The 17,953-nt window shown below is 35.7% G+C and carries 16 protein-coding genes; 7 read left to right on the top strand and 9 right to left on the bottom strand.

Going from position 1 to position 17,953, the window contains the following annotated elements:
• Positions 1–426: 426 nt before the first annotated feature.
• From AS4_RS03425 to AS4_RS03435, 3 genes are all read right to left on the bottom strand, one after another.
• The gene (locus AS4_RS03425; RefSeq protein ID WP_096733144.1) at positions 427–2,364 is read right to left on the bottom strand and encodes an acyltransferase family protein; all 1,938 of its coding nucleotides are present in this window, start codon (positions 2,362–2,364) and stop codon (positions 427–429) included.
• A gap of 37 nt (positions 2,365–2,401) precedes the next feature.
• Positions 2,402–3,295 carry a lipopolysaccharide biosynthesis protein gene (locus tag AS4_RS03430; protein ID WP_167468969.1) on the bottom strand — a complete coding sequence of 298 codons (894 nt, stop codon included), beginning with the start codon at positions 3,293–3,295 and terminating at the stop codon, positions 2,402–2,404.
• A 76-nt stretch (positions 3,296–3,371) separates the two neighbouring features.
• Complete coding sequence (locus AS4_RS03435; protein WP_004819062.1) at positions 3,372–4,277, bottom strand: glycosyltransferase; 906 nt, start codon at positions 4,275–4,277, stop codon at positions 3,372–3,374.
• 142 nt (positions 4,278–4,419) lie between these two features.
• On the opposite strand from AS4_RS03435, the gene AS4_RS03440 reads away from it, so the two are divergent.
• Entirely contained in the window at positions 4,420–5,226 is an 807-nt protein-coding gene (locus AS4_RS03440) for a glycosyltransferase family 25 protein (RefSeq protein WP_096733146.1), read from the top strand.
• A 45-nt stretch (positions 5,227–5,271) separates the two neighbouring features.
• Here the strand turns inward: AS4_RS03440 and AS4_RS03445 are convergent, their stop codons facing one another.
• From AS4_RS03445 to AS4_RS03460, 4 genes are all read right to left on the bottom strand, one after another.
• Positions 5,272–6,135 carry a lysophospholipid acyltransferase family protein gene (locus AS4_RS03445; RefSeq protein ID WP_096733148.1) on the bottom strand — a complete coding sequence of 288 codons (864 nt, stop codon included), beginning with the start codon at positions 6,133–6,135 and terminating at the stop codon, positions 5,272–5,274.
• A 10-nt stretch (positions 6,136–6,145) separates the two neighbouring features.
• Positions 6,146–6,364: a hypothetical protein gene (locus tag AS4_RS03450; protein ID WP_004723114.1), complete on the bottom strand. Its 219-nt coding sequence runs from the start codon at positions 6,362–6,364 to the stop codon at positions 6,146–6,148.
• Positions 6,365–6,502: 138 nt separating this feature from the next.
• A complete protein-coding gene (gene aspS / locus AS4_RS03455) occupies positions 6,503–8,287 on the bottom strand; it encodes an aspartate--tRNA ligase (RefSeq protein WP_004819069.1) in 1,785 nt (594 codons plus the stop codon).
• A 190-nt stretch (positions 8,288–8,477) separates the two neighbouring features.
• Complete coding sequence (locus tag AS4_RS03460; RefSeq protein ID WP_096733150.1) at positions 8,478–9,242, bottom strand: DUF4184 family protein; 765 nt, start codon at positions 9,240–9,242, stop codon at positions 8,478–8,480.
• A gap of 559 nt (positions 9,243–9,801) precedes the next feature.
• On the opposite strand from AS4_RS03460, the gene AS4_RS03465 reads away from it, so the two are divergent.
• The 4 genes from AS4_RS03465 to AS4_RS03480 all read left to right on the top strand — a co-directional run bounded on the left by AS4_RS03465 (position 9,802) and on the right by AS4_RS03480 (position 15,519).
• On the top strand, positions 9,802–10,623 hold the full coding sequence (locus AS4_RS03465) for an O-antigen ligase family protein (RefSeq protein ID WP_227548120.1): 822 nt from the start codon (positions 9,802–9,804) through the stop codon (positions 10,621–10,623).
• A gap of 113 nt (positions 10,624–10,736) precedes the next feature.
• Complete coding sequence (znuD, locus tag AS4_RS03470; RefSeq protein ID WP_096733154.1) at positions 10,737–12,836, top strand: zinc piracy TonB-dependent receptor ZnuD; 2,100 nt, start codon at positions 10,737–10,739, stop codon at positions 12,834–12,836.
• 396 nt (positions 12,837–13,232) lie between these two features.
• Complete coding sequence (locus AS4_RS03475; protein ID WP_096733156.1) at positions 13,233–14,696, top strand: phospholipase D family protein; 1,464 nt, start codon at positions 13,233–13,235, stop codon at positions 14,694–14,696.
• A 76-nt stretch (positions 14,697–14,772) separates the two neighbouring features.
• Positions 14,773–15,519 carry a hypothetical protein gene (locus AS4_RS03480; protein ID WP_096733158.1) on the top strand — a complete coding sequence of 249 codons (747 nt, stop codon included), beginning with the start codon at positions 14,773–14,775 and terminating at the stop codon, positions 15,517–15,519.
• A 76-nt stretch (positions 15,520–15,595) separates the two neighbouring features.
• Here the strand turns inward: AS4_RS03480 and AS4_RS03485 are convergent, their stop codons facing one another.
• Positions 15,596–16,045 (bottom strand): hypothetical protein, encoded by a 450-nt coding sequence (locus AS4_RS03485; protein ID WP_096733160.1) that lies wholly within the window; start codon positions 16,043–16,045, stop codon positions 15,596–15,598.
• Positions 16,046–16,214: 169 nt separating this feature from the next.
• On the opposite strand from AS4_RS03485, the gene AS4_RS03490 reads away from it, so the two are divergent.
• Positions 16,215–16,712 carry an RcnB family protein gene (locus tag AS4_RS03490; RefSeq protein WP_096733162.1) on the top strand — a complete coding sequence of 166 codons (498 nt, stop codon included), beginning with the start codon at positions 16,215–16,217 and terminating at the stop codon, positions 16,710–16,712.
• A gap of 153 nt (positions 16,713–16,865) precedes the next feature.
• Here the strand turns inward: AS4_RS03490 and AS4_RS03495 are convergent, their stop codons facing one another.
• Complete coding sequence (locus tag AS4_RS03495) at positions 16,866–17,360, bottom strand: phosphate-starvation-inducible protein PsiE (protein WP_004723097.1); 495 nt, start codon at positions 17,358–17,360, stop codon at positions 16,866–16,868.
• A 176-nt stretch (positions 17,361–17,536) separates the two neighbouring features.
• Here AS4_RS03495 and AS4_RS03500 point away from each other — a divergent pair, with 176 nt between their 5' ends.
• Complete coding sequence (locus AS4_RS03500) at positions 17,537–17,950, top strand: ADP-ribosylation/crystallin J1 (RefSeq protein ID WP_096733164.1); 414 nt, start codon at positions 17,537–17,539, stop codon at positions 17,948–17,950.
• The last annotated feature ends 3 nt before the right edge of the window (positions 17,951–17,953 follow it).

Below are 17,953 nucleotides of genomic sequence, written 5' to 3' on the forward strand. Positions count from 1 at the left end.
TTTTAGCATTTCTTTAGAACAAGACAGGATATAAGATGCAGCATCTTTACCAGACTATAATCTAGGCATAAGTAAAATTTAGGACTTAAAGCATATTTTGGAGTGCAAGTTGCACTGATGATTGCAAAAATAAATAGTTTGCGTCATTAGCATTGTGTATTGATTTAATTTTAGACTATTTATACAAATGAGGCCCATCCTCTAACTTTCTAAATTTTTTATAGCAGGATAAATACGGCCAGACTCTTTTGAAAAATGATCAAGAGGTTGACTGAAAATACTTGATTTCAGTTTTTTTTGAAACAATATTTTAGTTCAGGATTTATTTTTAAATCAGAAGTTAATTAAATCAAGATCAAAAATAAGCTTTGATCTTATTTACAAAATCAAAGCGTATTAGGACGCATAACAGAGTTGGCATAAAAGCTATGGTTCGTCTGAAGAAGATAAAAACTGTTTGAGTACTTTATATTTAGCCTGTTGAGTAAAGTACTCTTCAGATGATAATGAACCAAAAACAGATAAGTGGCGACCATCCAAAGAATAGGGAATACTTTCTTTTGCCATATGATTTGGTTTAAACAAGTCAGCTTGAGTGAGCAATAACGTATTTGGATAGCGCTGAGTCATGTCTGTGATGTGCTGTAGTGCAATTCTTTGCTGTTTCGCTTTAACATTATCAAAATAATTATTGAGGTTGAAATTTCGATGTAACCACAATGATCTTTTGTATAAAAGGCTAATGTTTGCATCAAAGGCATAAGGCTCGGACATCACAATAACTTTCTTATGAGATTGATTGGCGAGCTTTAGCAAATTCTCAAAGCTCTGTTCTTGATGCTGTTGTACAATATCGGACCAGCGACCTGCAAATATTAATACATTATATTGATTTATATTGTTTTTTAAGTAGTCTCGGTTCAGCATGCATTGCTGGTAGGCTGTTGAGTTTTTGTCCCCTGTAAATTGTTTATCTATACTCGGATAACACCAATTTGTAGTAATAGCATGGATATTTAAGTTGAGTTCTTTACCAAGAAAATGCCAAAAGGGAATATTATGCCCTGCAAAAGAATCGCCAAATAAAAGCACGGGTTGAGCATCAGCTTGCTTCGATCCAATATGACATTCAAGACCTTTTTGACCCACCTTAAGACTGTGATCGTCTTTAATATTATAAAAACACCAGCCATTGGAAACTTTTGGCATTTCAAGTTTTTCATTGTGTTTTAAATATAGAGAATCTGCGCGACTTTTTACACCATCCTTGTTGATGTATGAATAGAGCATAGATGCAGAAATAAGAAGAATAAAGAATAGTAAATAGCAGTAATATACTTTGATATTGACTAAATATTTTCTTGAGCTTTCAATATATTTATAGCTTAACCAACCTAAAATAAAAGAGATTAGAATCGCTAAACTAATATTGACGAAGTTTTTTTCAAAGAAAAAATATCCAAGTAAAAAGGCAACAGGCCAATGCCACAAATAAATAGAGTAAGAGGCACTGCCTATATTTTGAATTAATTTAAATTTGGTGAAAATTGAATTTTTTTGATTGGCAATAAGAATCAACATCGTTCCAACTACAGGAACTAATGCGTTATAACTTGGCCATATTGTATCTTGACCAAACAGAACTAAACTGAGTGCAATGCATGAGAAACCAACAATTTCAAAAAAATACTTTATCGGTTGGGTTGGTGTATACGTTCTAAAATAATAATAAGCCAAGCCACCAGCAAGCAATTCCCAAGCACGAGAGCTGAGCTTAAAAAAAGCATAGATGGAGTCTTTAGATGAGATATAAATCGAAAAGCTTAAAGATGAAATACATAATAAGATTAAAAATATCCCTAAGAATTTTTTATTTTGAATAATTTTAAAATATAAATAAACAAGAATAGGAAATAATATATAAAATTGCCATTCTACTGATAAAGACCAAGTATGCAGTAAGGCTTTATCATGCGAGCTTACAGCAAAATAATCACCTGCTTGACGATAATATAAGTCATTGGATAAAAAACTTAGACTATATTTTGCATCTTTAGCAAATAGCTTAAAATCTTCTGGGATAAAAAAAAACCATCCACAAACCGTCATAGCCAGTACGACAAAAAATAGTGCAGGAAAAATCCGTGTGATTCGCGCTAAATAAAAGTTTATAAAAGAGAAACTGTTTCTTTCAAGGTTCTCAATAATAATTTTGGTCATTAGATAACCAGAAATAACAAAGAAAACATCGACGCCTAAAAAACCAGCAGAAAATCCTGAAACCCCGAAATGGAACAGAATGACAAGTATTACGGCATAGGCGCGGAGCCCATTGATATCATCACGAAAATTTTTGGTTTGCATATTAAAAACGAATTAGGAGCTAAGGTGAATCCAAGTTTTATAAAAGCTTTGGATCTAATTTCTCGAACGACTCTATCGCACTCTTAAGTGAAAGATTGTAAACTTTAATATTCTGCTTGTTTAAAAAGTGCGAGGCAGCGTCAAATGCTGGAAATATTTCAGTTAAGTATTGATTGAGCATTGTCGGTTGTTTGTTGGTACTCTTTTCATAAAAACGTGGCTGATTAAAGTTATTCATGTCTAAACCGGCCAAATAAATTTCTTGATAAGATAGGGCATAAACAATCTGTAAAGCAACATATGGCACTGTGAAATAGTCAAAAATGGCATCATGGATATGCTGAGAAAATCCTTTATTTCCTTCTAAGTAAAAATAGTTCTGGTGAGGGTTGATGGTAATACGTGGCCCTAAAAATCGTTCAACTTTACCTTCTGTAATCGTTTCAATGACTTTAATTTGGCATTTAATTTGATCAGGATGAATTTTTCTGAAAATTATATCAAGACAGCGGGGTGTGGTGAAAAAAGTACATTGGCTCTGAAGTACTTTGAGCACTAAATCAAAACGGTTTTGAGTAAAATTATGATCGATAATGACATAATATTTAAATTGAACATGATCTAATGAAATTGATCCATTAACACCTATATAATCAATATCTTGCTTTTGAAATACGTCTGCTGGATATTTCTGAATAGAGGGTCCTGTTGCAATCAACATGCTTTTTTTACAAGCACTTGTTGGCATGACTGAATTATCGACAACAAGTTTCTTGCGAAAATAAATCTGATCAATTCCACCAAATTTATTTCTTTTTACAGAATAATAAGGCCAGTATCTGCGATTATGTCGGTATGTTTTAGGGTGGCTATGTTTATAAATTAATTTATATATATTTCTTAAAATAAAATTTGAAAACAGCAATTGAATCGATTGTGGTACTTTATAGTTCATATAGCGTCGTAATGAGAAAATGAGTGAAGATGGAAATTGTCTATTCGACAATTTATCCATCTAAAGTGAATGTAGATTTTTTAAATTTAGCTTTAATTTTACGTATTTGCTTGTTCAACCAATTGGTTTCTTGATCTGGACGAGTCACTTTATTACCGTGGTAATTAATTTGACTTGCTTTAGAAAAGGTTCCAAAAGGTTCAATTAAATAATTTTCAGGTCTATATCCCAGCTCCAGTGCTTCTGCATAGTATTGATCAAATAATTCAACTAAATCTTGACGAGGATGAGGCATAATTTTGCCATCAAACCAATGCTTTTGATTCATTTCAGCAAGACGTGGAATCGCATACTTATGACTAAATTGAGTTCCCATGTCTGAATAATGTAATACTTTAATTTGTTCGATCGCTAAATCTTCACCATCAATATTGTTGTAAGAATCTTGGTAAGGTTCAACTAACTGAGGCTTTTCTTTGATAAGGCGCATTAAATTCTTATGACTTTCTGGATTGTTACGGATCTCATCAAGTGGTGGGAGATATTGTTTAGCTTTTTCACAATCCCATACGCAAGTACATAAACGTGCTGAACTTTTCCCACCTTTCGCAATAACAATTGCATCATTATTCATCGGGTGTGACCAAAGTTCTGCAATATCACAGAGCACGATTACATCTGCATCCATATAAATCGCACGGCCTTTGAAGTCACATAACTCAGGTATTGCCCAGCGGAAACCTGAAAAAGGTGTTGCCCACTTTTCTGTAGACCATCCTTTACCTGTGTCTTGATTGCTGTACCATGGACTATTTATGTCGTGACTAAGTTGCATCCAAATAATTTCAACATTATGCTGTGTATGTTTACGAACACTGTGTTCTAATACCATAAGTTGTTCAAGGTCACAGTTATTGGGATCGCAACCTACAAAAATTTTAATGTTTTCAGTAATCATTATTTATAGCCCCTAAAATCACATTTATTAGAGTGGTGCCATATAGTATATCGCTAAATGCGATTAAATTAAATGAACATTAATCTTTATCGTGGAGTCGATCTCAAAATTAAATTTATAAGTAATTGTTGTAAGAGTTTTTATGAAAAATTTTGTTATTAGTTTATCAACGGCTCAAGAGCGCCGTAAGCACATCGATGCTGAGTTTGCAAAACAAGAAGTAGATTTTGAATTTTTTGATGCGATTACACCTGCGAATATAGATATCGCGACATCTCAACTTGGTATGGTCGGGTATACAACAAATTTACATCAAAATGAAGTGAGTTGCTTACTCAGTCACATGTTGTTGTGGAAAAAAGCCATAGATGAGCAACTTGATTATATTGTAATTTTTGAAGATGATATTTATTTAGGTGAGCATGCAAAAGATTTTTTATTGGATGATGCATGGATTCCAAAAGAATGTTCAGTGATCAAGTTGGAAGTCTTTTATAAAAAAATTGGTGTGGCGTTAAAACAACAAAACCTTTCAGCTCCCAACGCTCGTAAGTTATTGTTATTACGCGAGGCACATATGGGATGTGGTGGTTATATCTTATCCCTAGAGGTAGCAAAAAAATTACTCAGTTTTATCGTTGAATCAAAAGTATTGATTCCAGTCGATCACTTTTTGTTTAGAGAGTGCCCTGAGCTTGAAGTGTACCAACTTAGCCCTGCATTATGTATTCAAGATATGATCTTGAGGAGAGGTAATACACAATTTCCCAGTGCCTTAGAGGACGTGAGAAATCTCAGAAAAGGTAAGTCTCTAAAAAAAGAAAACTTGAAATTCAGTGCTAAATTGAAAAAAGAATGTTCACGAATTTTTAGAAAAATTCAAAAAATGTTGATTACGCTGACAAAGTTTAGACAGGGTATTCGGGTTGTGAAAATAAAATTTCGTTAAAATTTAATTATGATTTTTGAGTATTGATTGGCGGTAAGAATTTGCTTATTTATACAAATTCCTGCCGCCCTCTAACTTCCTAAATCGTTTATAACCCCATAAATACTGTTCAGGAGCGATATTAATCATTCTCTCCATTTCTTTGTTCAAGGTATCGACAGAAAGCTGTAAATCTTTAGAATTAATATCTTGAGATAGTGCCGTAAAATGTATATCAAAACCTGAGAAATCAGGGCGACGGACACAAGTCAAACCCACGACTGAACATTGGGTTTTTGCAGCAAGCTTTGAAAGCAAAGTTGAAGAAAATGCTTTTTGCCCATAAAACTCAGAATAAATACCGCCAGATTCTTTAGGAATATGGTCAGGAAGGATAGCGGTAAATCCACCTTGTTTTAAATGTTTAAATAAGGCACGTACACCAGTATCATCAGTGGGTACCAATGTTGCATTTAAGCGTTGGCGAGACTCTAGCATAAACTGATCTAAGTCTTTATTTCGACTCGGCTTATACATGATAACGGGATGAGTATGTTGATTGATCCACGCATTCATGAGTTCCCACGCCCCAAAATGAGGGACCACACCAATACTCCCATTGGGATTCTTTAATGCATTGAGAAAAATCTCAGCATTATAGACCTGCTTAATTTGTGCTAAGGCGAACTCTGGAGAAGATCCCCAAATTTTAATTGACTCTGCATAAGTCATACATTGACTTTTTAAACTGGCCTTAATCAGTTGATTACGTTGTTGTTCATCAAGCTCAGGATATGCCGCAGTTAAATTCAATTCAGTGGTGCGTTTTGCTGAAGAATTACTCATAAACAATAAATTCCCGACACCTCTAGCAATACTTTGTATCATACCTAGAGGTAATCGAGAGAAAGTTTTAAGTAGCTTATACATTTAATGAATATTAGTCGCGGTCAGCATTGCCTTTCAACACCAAGTAAATCAGTGCCGAAATAATAAAGAAACCAGCAATAAAACTGCTCATGCTGAAATATAAAATACGTTGATAAGTATCTAAATTAAACAACTGATGGCTTAGGATATAACGCATAAATCCCCATTGAACCACTGAAAATACAATGATAATAATTGTATGACGAAGTACATTAGGTCGCATAGCCATAGGTTTTCACCTCAAAAGTTAACAGCGATAGTATGCCATTTATGAGAACTTATCTCAATTAGAACCTATCGAAATAAAATACATACGCAAAACAGAAAACCCTGCATAGCGCAGGGTTTTCGATCAAACAGCTAAAAATTATTTAGCTTCTTCAGCTTTCGGTTTTTCGCGTAAACGAATACCCAAGTCACGCAATTGATTTGGTTCAACTGGCGCAGGTGCTTGAGTTAATGGACACTCAGCCGTTTTAGTTTTCGGGAAAGCAATCACGTCACGGATAGACGATGAACCTGTCATCAACATCACTAAACGGTCTAAACCGAATGCTAAACCACCATGAGGAGGTGCACCGAATTTTAAAGCATTTAATAAGAAACTGAATTTTTCTTCAGCTTCTTCTTCGCCAATACCTAAAGCTTCAAAAATGGCTTTTTGCATTTCTAAAGTATAGATACGCAATGAACCACCACCGATTTCAGTACCATTCAATACCATATCGTAAGCAACAGAAAGTGCTGCACCTGGATTGCTTTTCACTTCTTCAACACTTGATTTTGGCAGTGTGAATGGGTGGTGAACAGACGTCCATTTACCATCATCAGTTTCTTCAAACATTGGGAAATCAACAACCCAAAGTGGCGCCCACTCGGTTGTTGACATGTTCATGTCGTGACCGATCTTGATACGTAAAGCACCCATTGCATCATTTACAACTTTGGCTTTATCGGCACCAAAGAATACGATGTCGCCATTTTCAGCACCAACACGCTTTAACAAATCAAGCACGATTGGTTCGATGAATTTAACGATAGGTGATTGAAGACCTTCGATACCTTTTTCAAGTTCATTGACTTTAATATAAGCCAAGCCTTTCGCGCCATAAATTCCAACGAATTTAGTGTATTCATCAATTTGACTACGTGGCAGTGAACCTGCTCCTGGTACACGAAGTGCAACAATACGGCCTTTAGGATCTTTTGCTGGACCGGCAAATACTTTGAACTCAACGTCTTGCATCATGTCAGCAACGTCTACAAGTTTCAAAGGGATACGTAAGTCTGGTTTGTCAGATGCATAATCACGCATAGCATCTGCATAAGTCATACGTTGGAATTTGTCGAATTTCACGCCAAGAAGTTCATTGAACATCTTAACGGTCATGCCTTCCATCAAATCCATAATATCGTCATCGTTTAAGAACGATGTTTCGATGTCGATTTGAGTAAATTCTGGTTGACGATCTGCACGTAAATCTTCATCACGAAAACATTTTGCGATTTGGTAATAACGGTCTACACCACCAACCATCAACAATTGTTTAAACAATTGTGGTGATTGCGGAAGCGCATAAAAGCTACCATTTGAAACACGGCTAGGTACTAAATAGTCACGCGCACCTTCAGGTGTTGCACGTGTCAAGATTGGTGTTTCAACATCCAAGAAGCCATGTTCATCTAAGTAGTTACGAATTAACGTCGTTACTTTAGAACGGAAACGTAAGCGATCAATCATTTCTGGACGACGAATATCGAGGAAACGATATTTCAGACGGATTTCTTCAGAAATATTGGCATTTTCATCATTCAATGGGAATGGTGGCGTTTCAGATGCAGCAAGAACTTCGATTTCTTTACCTAAAACTTCGATTTGACCACTCACCATATTGGCATTTTCGGTGCCTTCATAGCGACGACGTACACGTCCTACAATTTTTAATACATATTCTGAACGTGCTTTATCCGCAGTTGCAAATGCTTCTGGGGTATCTGGATCGATGACGACTTGAACGAGACCATCACGATCACGCATATCAAGGAAAATCACCCCACCGTGGTCACGGCGACGATGTACCCAGCCGCAAAGCGTTACAGTCTGGTCAATTTGAGCTTCGGTTAAAGAACCGCAATAATGAGTTCGCATCATAGCGTTAAAAATCCAACTATATGGGTTAAGGAAGCGAGTACGTAAACAGCGCATCGCCTAAAAATGTAATGTGAGATTATGCCTCTTTGAGCGGTGAGTCACAAGGACTTGGGCTAAAAACTAGCGCATTGCCGAATAAATTTAAGCTGATTTCGAGAAAGTTTCAGTGACTGAAACGGCAAATAGAGTATCATTCAAAATATTTTTTATAATTCAAATAATGAAACAATAGACAACCTAAAGTGAAACAAAGGATTGAACCTTGGGTAAAAAATTTCATAAACAAGCCAATCAGTACATATAGATCAGTTTGTTGTGGAACGATGCCTGTACTTTTGGCAACATACACATAATATAAGCAACCACTAAAAAATGAGATTGCAAATAAGCTTATACAGAAAAAATTTACTTTAATATTAAGTATTTGACGGGCTCTATATTTAAAAAAGTAATGCAAACCCATCCACATTAAAAACGGTAAAGCCGCAGCAGAGCAGCCGATTTGTAGGACTTTATGCATCGGATAAATACGATCAAACATACTGACGGGTTGCGCTAAAAATTCTTTAAATGCGAAAGTTCGAAAATCTAAATGGGTTAAACCATCCCAAATAATATGGGTTGCTGTACCTAAAATAATGGCCAATACCATCCAAATTAGAAATTGAAAAAAAGTTGAAAAAGAAGCGATGTTTAATGGTTTTTGAATGCCTAAAAACTTAAATAATAATGGGCGATATAAGCTATACCAAAGTAAGCAGAACAGTAATCCCACCAATAAATCTGGATAGATAATTCCTTTAAACTGATGATTTAAATAAATTTCAGTTTTAACCAATACTCTATACAAATCTGGTGTCATTGTGCCAATCGCGAGTGCTGCAATCGGCAAGCGATTTCCTGAAAGTTTGGACAAAGGTGGCGCTAAAACAGCATGTGAAAGTGTAAAGGGCATTGAAAATAGGTTATTAAAACTTATATTAGGAAATTATTCGTTAATTTGTTGTTTACATCAATGAATTAAATGTAATTTCAAAGTAGAATATTACAAAAAATTGAGTAGATCTAAAGTGTCAATGTTTGAAAGTTATTCTTTGATGATAAAAAATAATAAATTTATTTTTTTAATATCTATCCTTTTTGTTATTTTATTTACACATTATATTTTTAATGATAATTTTCGGCATTGGAATATTTCAATTGTTTTAATTTTACTTTTTACCTATTTTTGGATTAAAGGGGAAGTTATAAAACCAAATTTTTATCTGATTGCATTTTGTTGTATTGGCTTTATAAGTACTACTGTATTAAATCAATCACTTTTTCGACTTGATTCAGTTCCGCATAATCTATTGAGTACGTATAAGCATATTATTAACCAGTATATTTGGTTTATTCCATTCATTTTTTTACCAACAATTTATTATAAAAGTAATTTTAATGCCGAATGTTTTTATCGAATATTGTTTTTTATATTGTTTTTGTTGACTCCCTACTTATTGTATTGGGGGATAATGTTACAGTTTGATCGCGGCCTGTTTAGTATTTTCTTCAATCCAGTGATTAGTTATGATATCGGCTTTATTTCGCTCACAATACTTTTGCTATGTTATTCATTTTATTTAAAAGGTAAACAATCTTATTTATATTTGGTGACCAGCTTACTCTGTATGTTTCTTTTAATCCTTCATGGCACTAGAGGAGCATGGCTGGGGTTGCTATTTGTATTGGGCTTTTTAGTTCTTTTCTATACTAAAACTCAATTCAAAAAAATCATTTTGATGCTGGGTTTGGTTGTTTGTTTTATTGGCATAAATATGGCTATTCCAAATTCCCCACTGCTAAAAAGAGTTGAAAACTTTCAATCTGATTCACTCAATATTCGTAATAATAATTATCAAAATAGTTCGGGAATTAGATTATTCCTTTGGAATAATTCAGTGGAAATGTTTAAAACCTCACCTTTTACAGGAATCGGGATGTATGAAATAGAAGCTGAAAATTGCCGTTTATATAAACGAGGCGATTTACCACATTGTTTTCAGCACATGCATAGCATCTACTTCCATGAATTAGCAGCAAATGGTTTGATTGGATTTATTGGTTTATTGATGACATTTTTGACTGCTTTGGTTTTTTTTATAAAGCATATCTTTGCTAAAAATTTGCTAATTCAAAACTTAGCAATCACTGGTACAGCGTTCGTAATCTATTATATGTGTAGCGGTCTTACGGAATATTATTTATTTTTTCAAAATACGACCTATGTGTTCTATTGGGTGACTGCTTCTCTTATGAGCTTTATTTTGATCAATAAGCTTATGAAAGAAAAATAAATTTAATTTTAAATGCAAAGGAAATCAGTTTTGATTTCCTTTTTTTATTGCAAAAATATTGAAATGTTATAATATAACATAATTCAAAAATATTGAGCTTTGAGAGCAATCGCATGTCATTTACCAAAAGTGCCCTAACACTTTCCATTTCTGCAGTTATTTCAACTTCTATTTGGGCGGAAGATCAAACCAATACTGAAAAAAATCCACAACAATTAGAAACCATTACCGTTGTTGGACATCCCTTGGTCCGTTCAAGTCAAGATTTTGGCGTTGCAGATGAAACTGTTTCACGTGAAAAACTACAACAGGCGGGCACGACTTTAGGTGAAGCACTCAAAGATGAATTAGGGGTCTATTCCAATACCTTTGGGGCGGGTTCTAGTCGTCCTGTAATTCGTGGGCAAGAGGGTGCACGGGTTAAAGTGACTCAGAATGCAACAGAGACAATGGATGTTTCAAGTTTGTCACCCGATCATGCCGTCACTGTAGATCCGCAGTTGGCACAAAAAATTGAAGTCATTCGAGGACCATCAACATTATTATATGGGGCTGGGTCTGTGGGTGGCTTAGTCAATGTGGTTGACAGCAAGATTCCGACAGCGATGCCTGAAAATGGTTATGAAGGCAATGTTGGTCTGCGTTATAACACGGGCAACGACGAAAAAATGGCACATGCTGGAGTGACTGTTGGATTAGGTTCAAATGTTGCATTACGTGTAGAAGGCTTAAAACGTGACGCCAATGATTACATTACCCCGAACTATATCGTAACAGAAGAGCATGGTGATCATGCACATAGTACGAAAGAGCGTCGAGTTGGCAATACATTTTCAGAGTCTGAAAATGTAAATGTGGGCTTATCTTGGATCGGTGAACGTGGTTTTGCGGGTGTGTCTTATAGCAATCGCCAAGATCAATACGGTTTACCTGGGCATAGCCATGAATATGAGTCATGCCATTTACATGGCTTATCACTGCATTGTGGTGGGCACGATGATGACGATCATTCTGGTCATGACCATGATCATGGTGAAGAAGACCATGATCACGCTGAAGCAGGGCCATGGATTGATATGAAAACAGAACGTTATGATTTCCGTTCTGAGCTCAATGAACCTTTTGCTGGCTTTAAAAAACTTCGTGCACAAGCAAGTTATACCGACTATCAACATGATGAAATTGAAGGAAGTACAGCAATGACAACCTTCAAGAGCAAAGGTTATGAAGGTCGTGTTGAGTTGTTACACAATCCGATTGCTGCTTGGGAAGGCGTGTGGGGTGTCCAAGCCAGCCAGCAAAAATTAGATATCACAGGTGAAGAAGCGGTTCTTGCACCAAATAAAACCCAAAAATATAGTGTATTTGGCTTAGAGCATCGCCAATTTGGTGATTTTCATGTGGAATTAGGGACTCGTTTTGATCATCAAACAGTGGATGTCGATTCAGATCAAAAAGACTTTGATGGTAATGCATTCTCATATTCGGGTGCTGTGAATTGGGCATTTGCACCAAATTACACGCTCTCTTTAACGGGTTCTCATCAAGAGCGATTGCCTTTAGCACAAGAACTTTATGCTGATGGAAAGCATTATGCGACCAACACCTATGAATTGGGCAATCAAGACTTAAATAAAGAGAAGTCAAATAATGTGGAATTAGGTCTTCATTATGACAATGACAAGTTGAGCTATCATGTACATGTCTATCAAAATTGGTTTGATAACTACATTTATGCCAAAACTTTGGATCAATACGAAAACTTCCGTTTGATCAAATATAGTCAAGATAAAGCCAAGTTCTATGGTACAGAAGGTGAAGTCGCTTATCAGTGGAATGATGTGTATAAAACCAGTCTGTTTGGTGACTATGTACGCGGTAAAATTGAAGATGAAAATGCACCGCGTGTTCCTGCTGGTCGTTTAGGCGCTCGTGTAAATGCTGAGTTTGATGAGCGTTGGTCTGGTTCAGCAGAATATTCACATGTGTTTAATCAAGATAAATTTGCGTCTTATGAACAAGAAACCAAAGGTTATAACATGGTGAACCTAGGCGTTGCTTATCAATACCCTTTGGCCAACAAACAAGAAGCGAAAGTATTCTTTAAAGCCAACAACCTGTTGGACGAGAAGATTTATGAACACACTTCTTTCTTATCGAATATTCCACAAATTGGACGTAACTTTGTCATAGGTATGGACTATAAGTTCTAATTATTTGCAATCATTCACCAAATCGTTATTGAAAAATAAAGGAATTCGACCTAGGCTCTAAGGGTCTGCCAATACTTCATCTGTATTTGCGACAACGAGTGTTTTTTAGAGAGTACAAGGCATGAGCTATGAAATTTAGTGATCTAAATGAGTAGATCATAACGATGTAGCATCAAAAAACACTCTAGTCGTCTCTGCTGCGCCTTGCGCTGCAAACAAAGCAGTGCTTTGTTTTTTGCTCAGGGTTGTGGTTAAAATTATCTCAAACATCGTTATGAAACTTGAAAATAGTCTCGCTATTCTCTTCATTTCATGCCTCGTTTGCTCAATTTTAGCCGACAACGCAAGTTATATATGAAATGTTGACAGATCCTAAATTGGTCTAGGTCTTTTCTTATGCGTATCTTCAATAAAATTCAAAACAAACTGAATTGGTCAAAACGTCGCTATTTCGGCATTATTATCGGCATATTGGCCTTAGGATATCTCTCATCTGCGATTTATCATGTTTATAAACCGCTTCCTAAAGGGCTGAATTTTACCGGACCATTGCGCCACGCCAATGTAAAATTTATTGCCGATGAAACCTATATTGATGCGCAAGGGAAGCAGCAACTTGATCAACATATCTTTGATCAGGTGTTACAGCTGATTAAGCAAGCCAAGACCACCATTGTGATTGATATGTTTCTATTTAACAGTGAAGTCGGCGATTCTAAAGTTCAGCAACGAGAATTAACCAAGCAATTAACCCAAGCCTTGATTAATGAAAAAATTGTAAACCCAAGCTTAGAAATTAAGTTTATTACCGATCCAATCAATTCTGTTTATGGTGGAATTCAGCCTGAACAATATCGTCAATTACGTTTAGGTGGTATTGACGTGATTGAAACGAATTTAACACCACTCCGCGCATCTAATCCTACTTGGTCAGGGATATGGTATTTATGCTGTCAGGATATTGGCAATAATCCAAATAAAGGCTGGCTGAATAATCCATTTGGTAAAGAAAAAATTACAGTCCGTAGTTATTTAAATTTATTTAATTTTAAAGCCAATCATCGTAAAACCATCGTGGTCGATACAGCGGAAGGTTGGAAAACCATCGTCACATCTGCCAATCCTCATGATGGTAGCTCACGTCACTCCAATATTGCATTAATGGTTGACGGTGCAACTGCGACAGATATTTTAAATACTGAACAAACCGTCGCGCATATGTCGGGAGGAGATACCCCTTTTGTTGCATTTGGCAAACTACCTGAAAATCCAAATAATCCTCAGGTTCAAGTACTCACTGAAAAAGCAATTTATGATGCAGTCTTAAATATGTTGGCGTCAGCAAAAGCCAATGATCAAATTGATTTAGCCATGTTCTATTTATCAGAGCGTCAAATTGTTCAAGGTTTAGTCGCTGCCAAGCAACGTGGAGTGAAATTACGTATTTTGCTTGACCCGAATAAAGATGCATTTGGTCGTCAAAAAAATGGTATCCCAAACCGTCAAGTGGCTTCAGAGTTAAATGACGCAGGAATTGATGTGCGTTGGTGTAATACCCAAGGTGAGCAATGCCATAGCAAGATGATCGTAAAGCATAATGCACAATCTGCGGAAATGATTTTAGGTTCTGCCAACTTTACCGCACGTAATTTAAAAAATTATAATTTGGAAACTGATTTACGCGTGGTTGGCAATCCGCAACAGCAAGTCTTTATCGATGCTGAACAGTATTTTAATACGGCTTGGTCAAACTTAAATGGTCGTCAAATGAGTGTGGATTACAGCAAATACGCTGATGAATCAAAACTTAAATACGGGGTTTACCGTTTTATGGAATGGAGTGGTTTGTCGACGTTTTAGTATTTATTTTGCCTAGATTCCTTTATCAATGAGGGAGTCTAGGTGGATAAGAAAAAGATAAGCAGAGTTAGAGTAAATGATTGAAAAAATAAAAATATACCTAAATATTTATCAGCAGTTGATAGAAAAGTTTATTGAAAAAGAACAATTATCGATTCAGCAGAAAGATTTAATTTTTAAATCGTTAGCCACTCAGGTTGACATTGACATGCTCTCTAAATTTGAAACACTCAATCAAGTTGAAATACCAATTGAATATAAAAGATTTTTAACTGAAATTGGTAATGGTACAGGGGATACCTGGGAAAGTGCTGGGATAGGACCTGATCTGGGAATTTTAAAAGTAATATTCCAAAAGAATGAATGTCTAATTTTGGGGGATATTTTAATTGATCTGCAAATACCATTTCCATTTGCCGATGCATATAATTTGGAAAATTGGGAGGAACTTGCTGAGCAGTTTAACCAGTGGTTAGAAAAGTATAATACTGAATTTAGATATAAATTATTTCAGCGCATCGAGCCAACAACCGAAGAGTTTGAAAGATTTATTCAACATCATGGTGAAAATCCACGTGATCAGTATTATAAAAACTTTGAGCTCAATGGGATTTTGCCTATTTGTGGTATTGGTTGTGGTGAATATTATTTTTTAGTCATTACTGGACCATCAAAAGGTGAAATATGGATCGATTCTCGAGATTTATGGAGTGGGATTGCGCCTGTATTGGATGAGAGTGGAAGTAGACAAAAATTTGATAGTTGGTATTTCAATTGGTTGAAAGCAGAAGTACTGTATTTGCAAAATAAATTAAAAATATAAGTGAGTAAGAAGCTCAAGTCGATATTTGAGCTTCTTACTGCATAATTCTAAGTTTTTAAAATTTATGTAGATTAAATTACTGCGGATTTGGTGGAACTAACTCATCCAAATCTTTATTTGAAATATGATCTAACTCATGTAAATCAGTTTTGATTTTCCATTTGCTTTCATCATCTACAGGTTTTGGTAGACGTGCCTCTAACCAGTCACACACCACATCGGGTGAAAAATCTGCGTGGTTACATTGAATCACCCAAGCTAAAAATTGTTTCGCTTCACCATTCATATACGGAGGAGGAGAAACGGGTAAAAACTGAGTCGGAAGGCGTTCATTTTTAGAAATATAATTTAGAACGTGACCAAGTTCTTGTACAGTTTGCCACGCTAAAGGATGGTCAATATTGATTTGAAATTTAAACCACCATGCTTGTTTGCCATCTGAACCATAGCTATCAATAAATGCTTCTTGCACACTTGGGATTTTGCAAAAAAATTGATGTAAACGGTCAAAGCTCAGTTCAGCCACAATACAGCACTCATCAGATTAAAATTATATTTTATCAGATTGATGTCAGAATTTACCCAAGTTGATGTATAAACAATAAAGAAGATTAAATTTTGACTGTAATTCATCCATTATTTATCTTGAATGATGGATTAAGCTGTTGTGTATACGTTCAAGTTTGGAGGTTGAAATGAAACAGATACTCGGTTTAAGTGTCTTGATGTTGATGCTTTCAGCAACTTCAACAATGACATGGGCAGATGCTAAAGATTGGGCGAATTATCGCAGTGTTGAGCGCCCTCAAAAGAAATATCCGACAACGACCTATAAGTATACAGATCAATATGGCCGCCAAATGTCACAGGAGATTCCTGTTCGACCTCTATACCAGCATCCCTATCCAACGTACCCAAGTTATCCGAATAGGCCCTATCCGCATCCAAATGGCCCACACCCAAGTTACCCACCACAAAATGGTGTGACGATTATTTATAATCACCAGTTTCCAACCCGGATGGAGTATTCAGGTAGCAGTTATGAGTATGTAAATGGAGAGGGCGGTCATATAGAAAGTTCGCAATACACGTTGATCAGTGATTGGCGCCGTTATGGTTTACCTGATCCGCAGGTTGGTATGCATTGGATTTTCCAGAATGGTCGTTATTTACAAGTGCCCAATGATCGCTGAACGTGATTTAAAAATGTCATCATGAGCAATAGTAATGCATCAAATTTTCAACACATTAAAAAAGTCCCTTCTCCACTTTGTCTTAGATTTTAATACAGTATTACTTTGATTTTGTTTAGGGAGAAGGGCAAGCGTATGAATCAAGACAAGAGGCTAAGCCAGTTCATCGTCTTCTGGTCGTGGTGTTTTGCCATGGGGCAATGATTTTTCAGTATGCTTATCGCGAATGACAGAAGGATATGTCCAAGATGCATATCTCACGATCAAAATTGCAATGGCTAAAATTAAAACAGATCCTGTGATAATCACTAAATCCATATCTGCTTTATGGTCATGCTGTATATCTGAAATTAGTAACCGCGTGAGTGCGGTGATTGCGATATAAATTAAGAAACGTACAGGCATGTGGTTGGTCTTAAAATAGATCCCCACCATCGCGCCTAATTCCAAATAGATGAATAACAATAAAATATCGTCAATACTGGCGTATTGTTTTACGGTTAAAATTTCAATAATTGTATGTACCGCTGACCAAGCGATCATACAGCCAATGATAAACAGCGCAATATAATGAAATGCCTCTACTGCAATATTGCCCAATTTATCGAGGAGGTTTTCTATTTTTTCTATACGTGGATCTTTATTCATAACATCCTCCATTTGCCTGTGTTATTTACGATTAAACACTATGCAAATTTCATGCACATGAAAACAAAAGTGAAATGTTTATAGTGAATAAATCTCAACGATTTAATTAAGAAATTGATCATTTCCTTTGATTAAGCTATAGATAGATTATTTTCAATACAATGAAAGGAATAACAATGTATTTGTACCGACCAATTGGGCTTTTTGAATATCAATTGATTGAAAAGAGTGGCTTTAAAAATTTCCCACCAAGATTGTATTGGCAACCTATTTTCTATCCTGTTTTAAATCAGAAATATGCTGAAAAAATTGCTTTGGACTGGAATACCAAAGATCAAGCAAGTGGTTATATTGGCTATGTCACTCGTTTTGAACTGAGTGATGAGTATCTGGCTCAGTTTGAAATACATACGGTTGGTGATGACTTTTGTCAGGAGTTATGGATTCCCGCTGAGCGACTAGACGAGTTTAATCAGCAAATTATAGGCAACATTGAAGTGGTTAATATTTTCAAAGGTGAAGCTTTTACTGAAAATGCTGAATTACCTGAAATCTTTAAAACCAGCCCAGATGGCTCGAAAGAGTATTAGGAA

It is taken from the genome of Acinetobacter guillouiae (assembly GCF_002370525.2).
In the GTDB taxonomy this organism is placed as follows: Bacteria; Pseudomonadota; Gammaproteobacteria; order Pseudomonadales; family Moraxellaceae; genus Acinetobacter; species Acinetobacter guillouiae.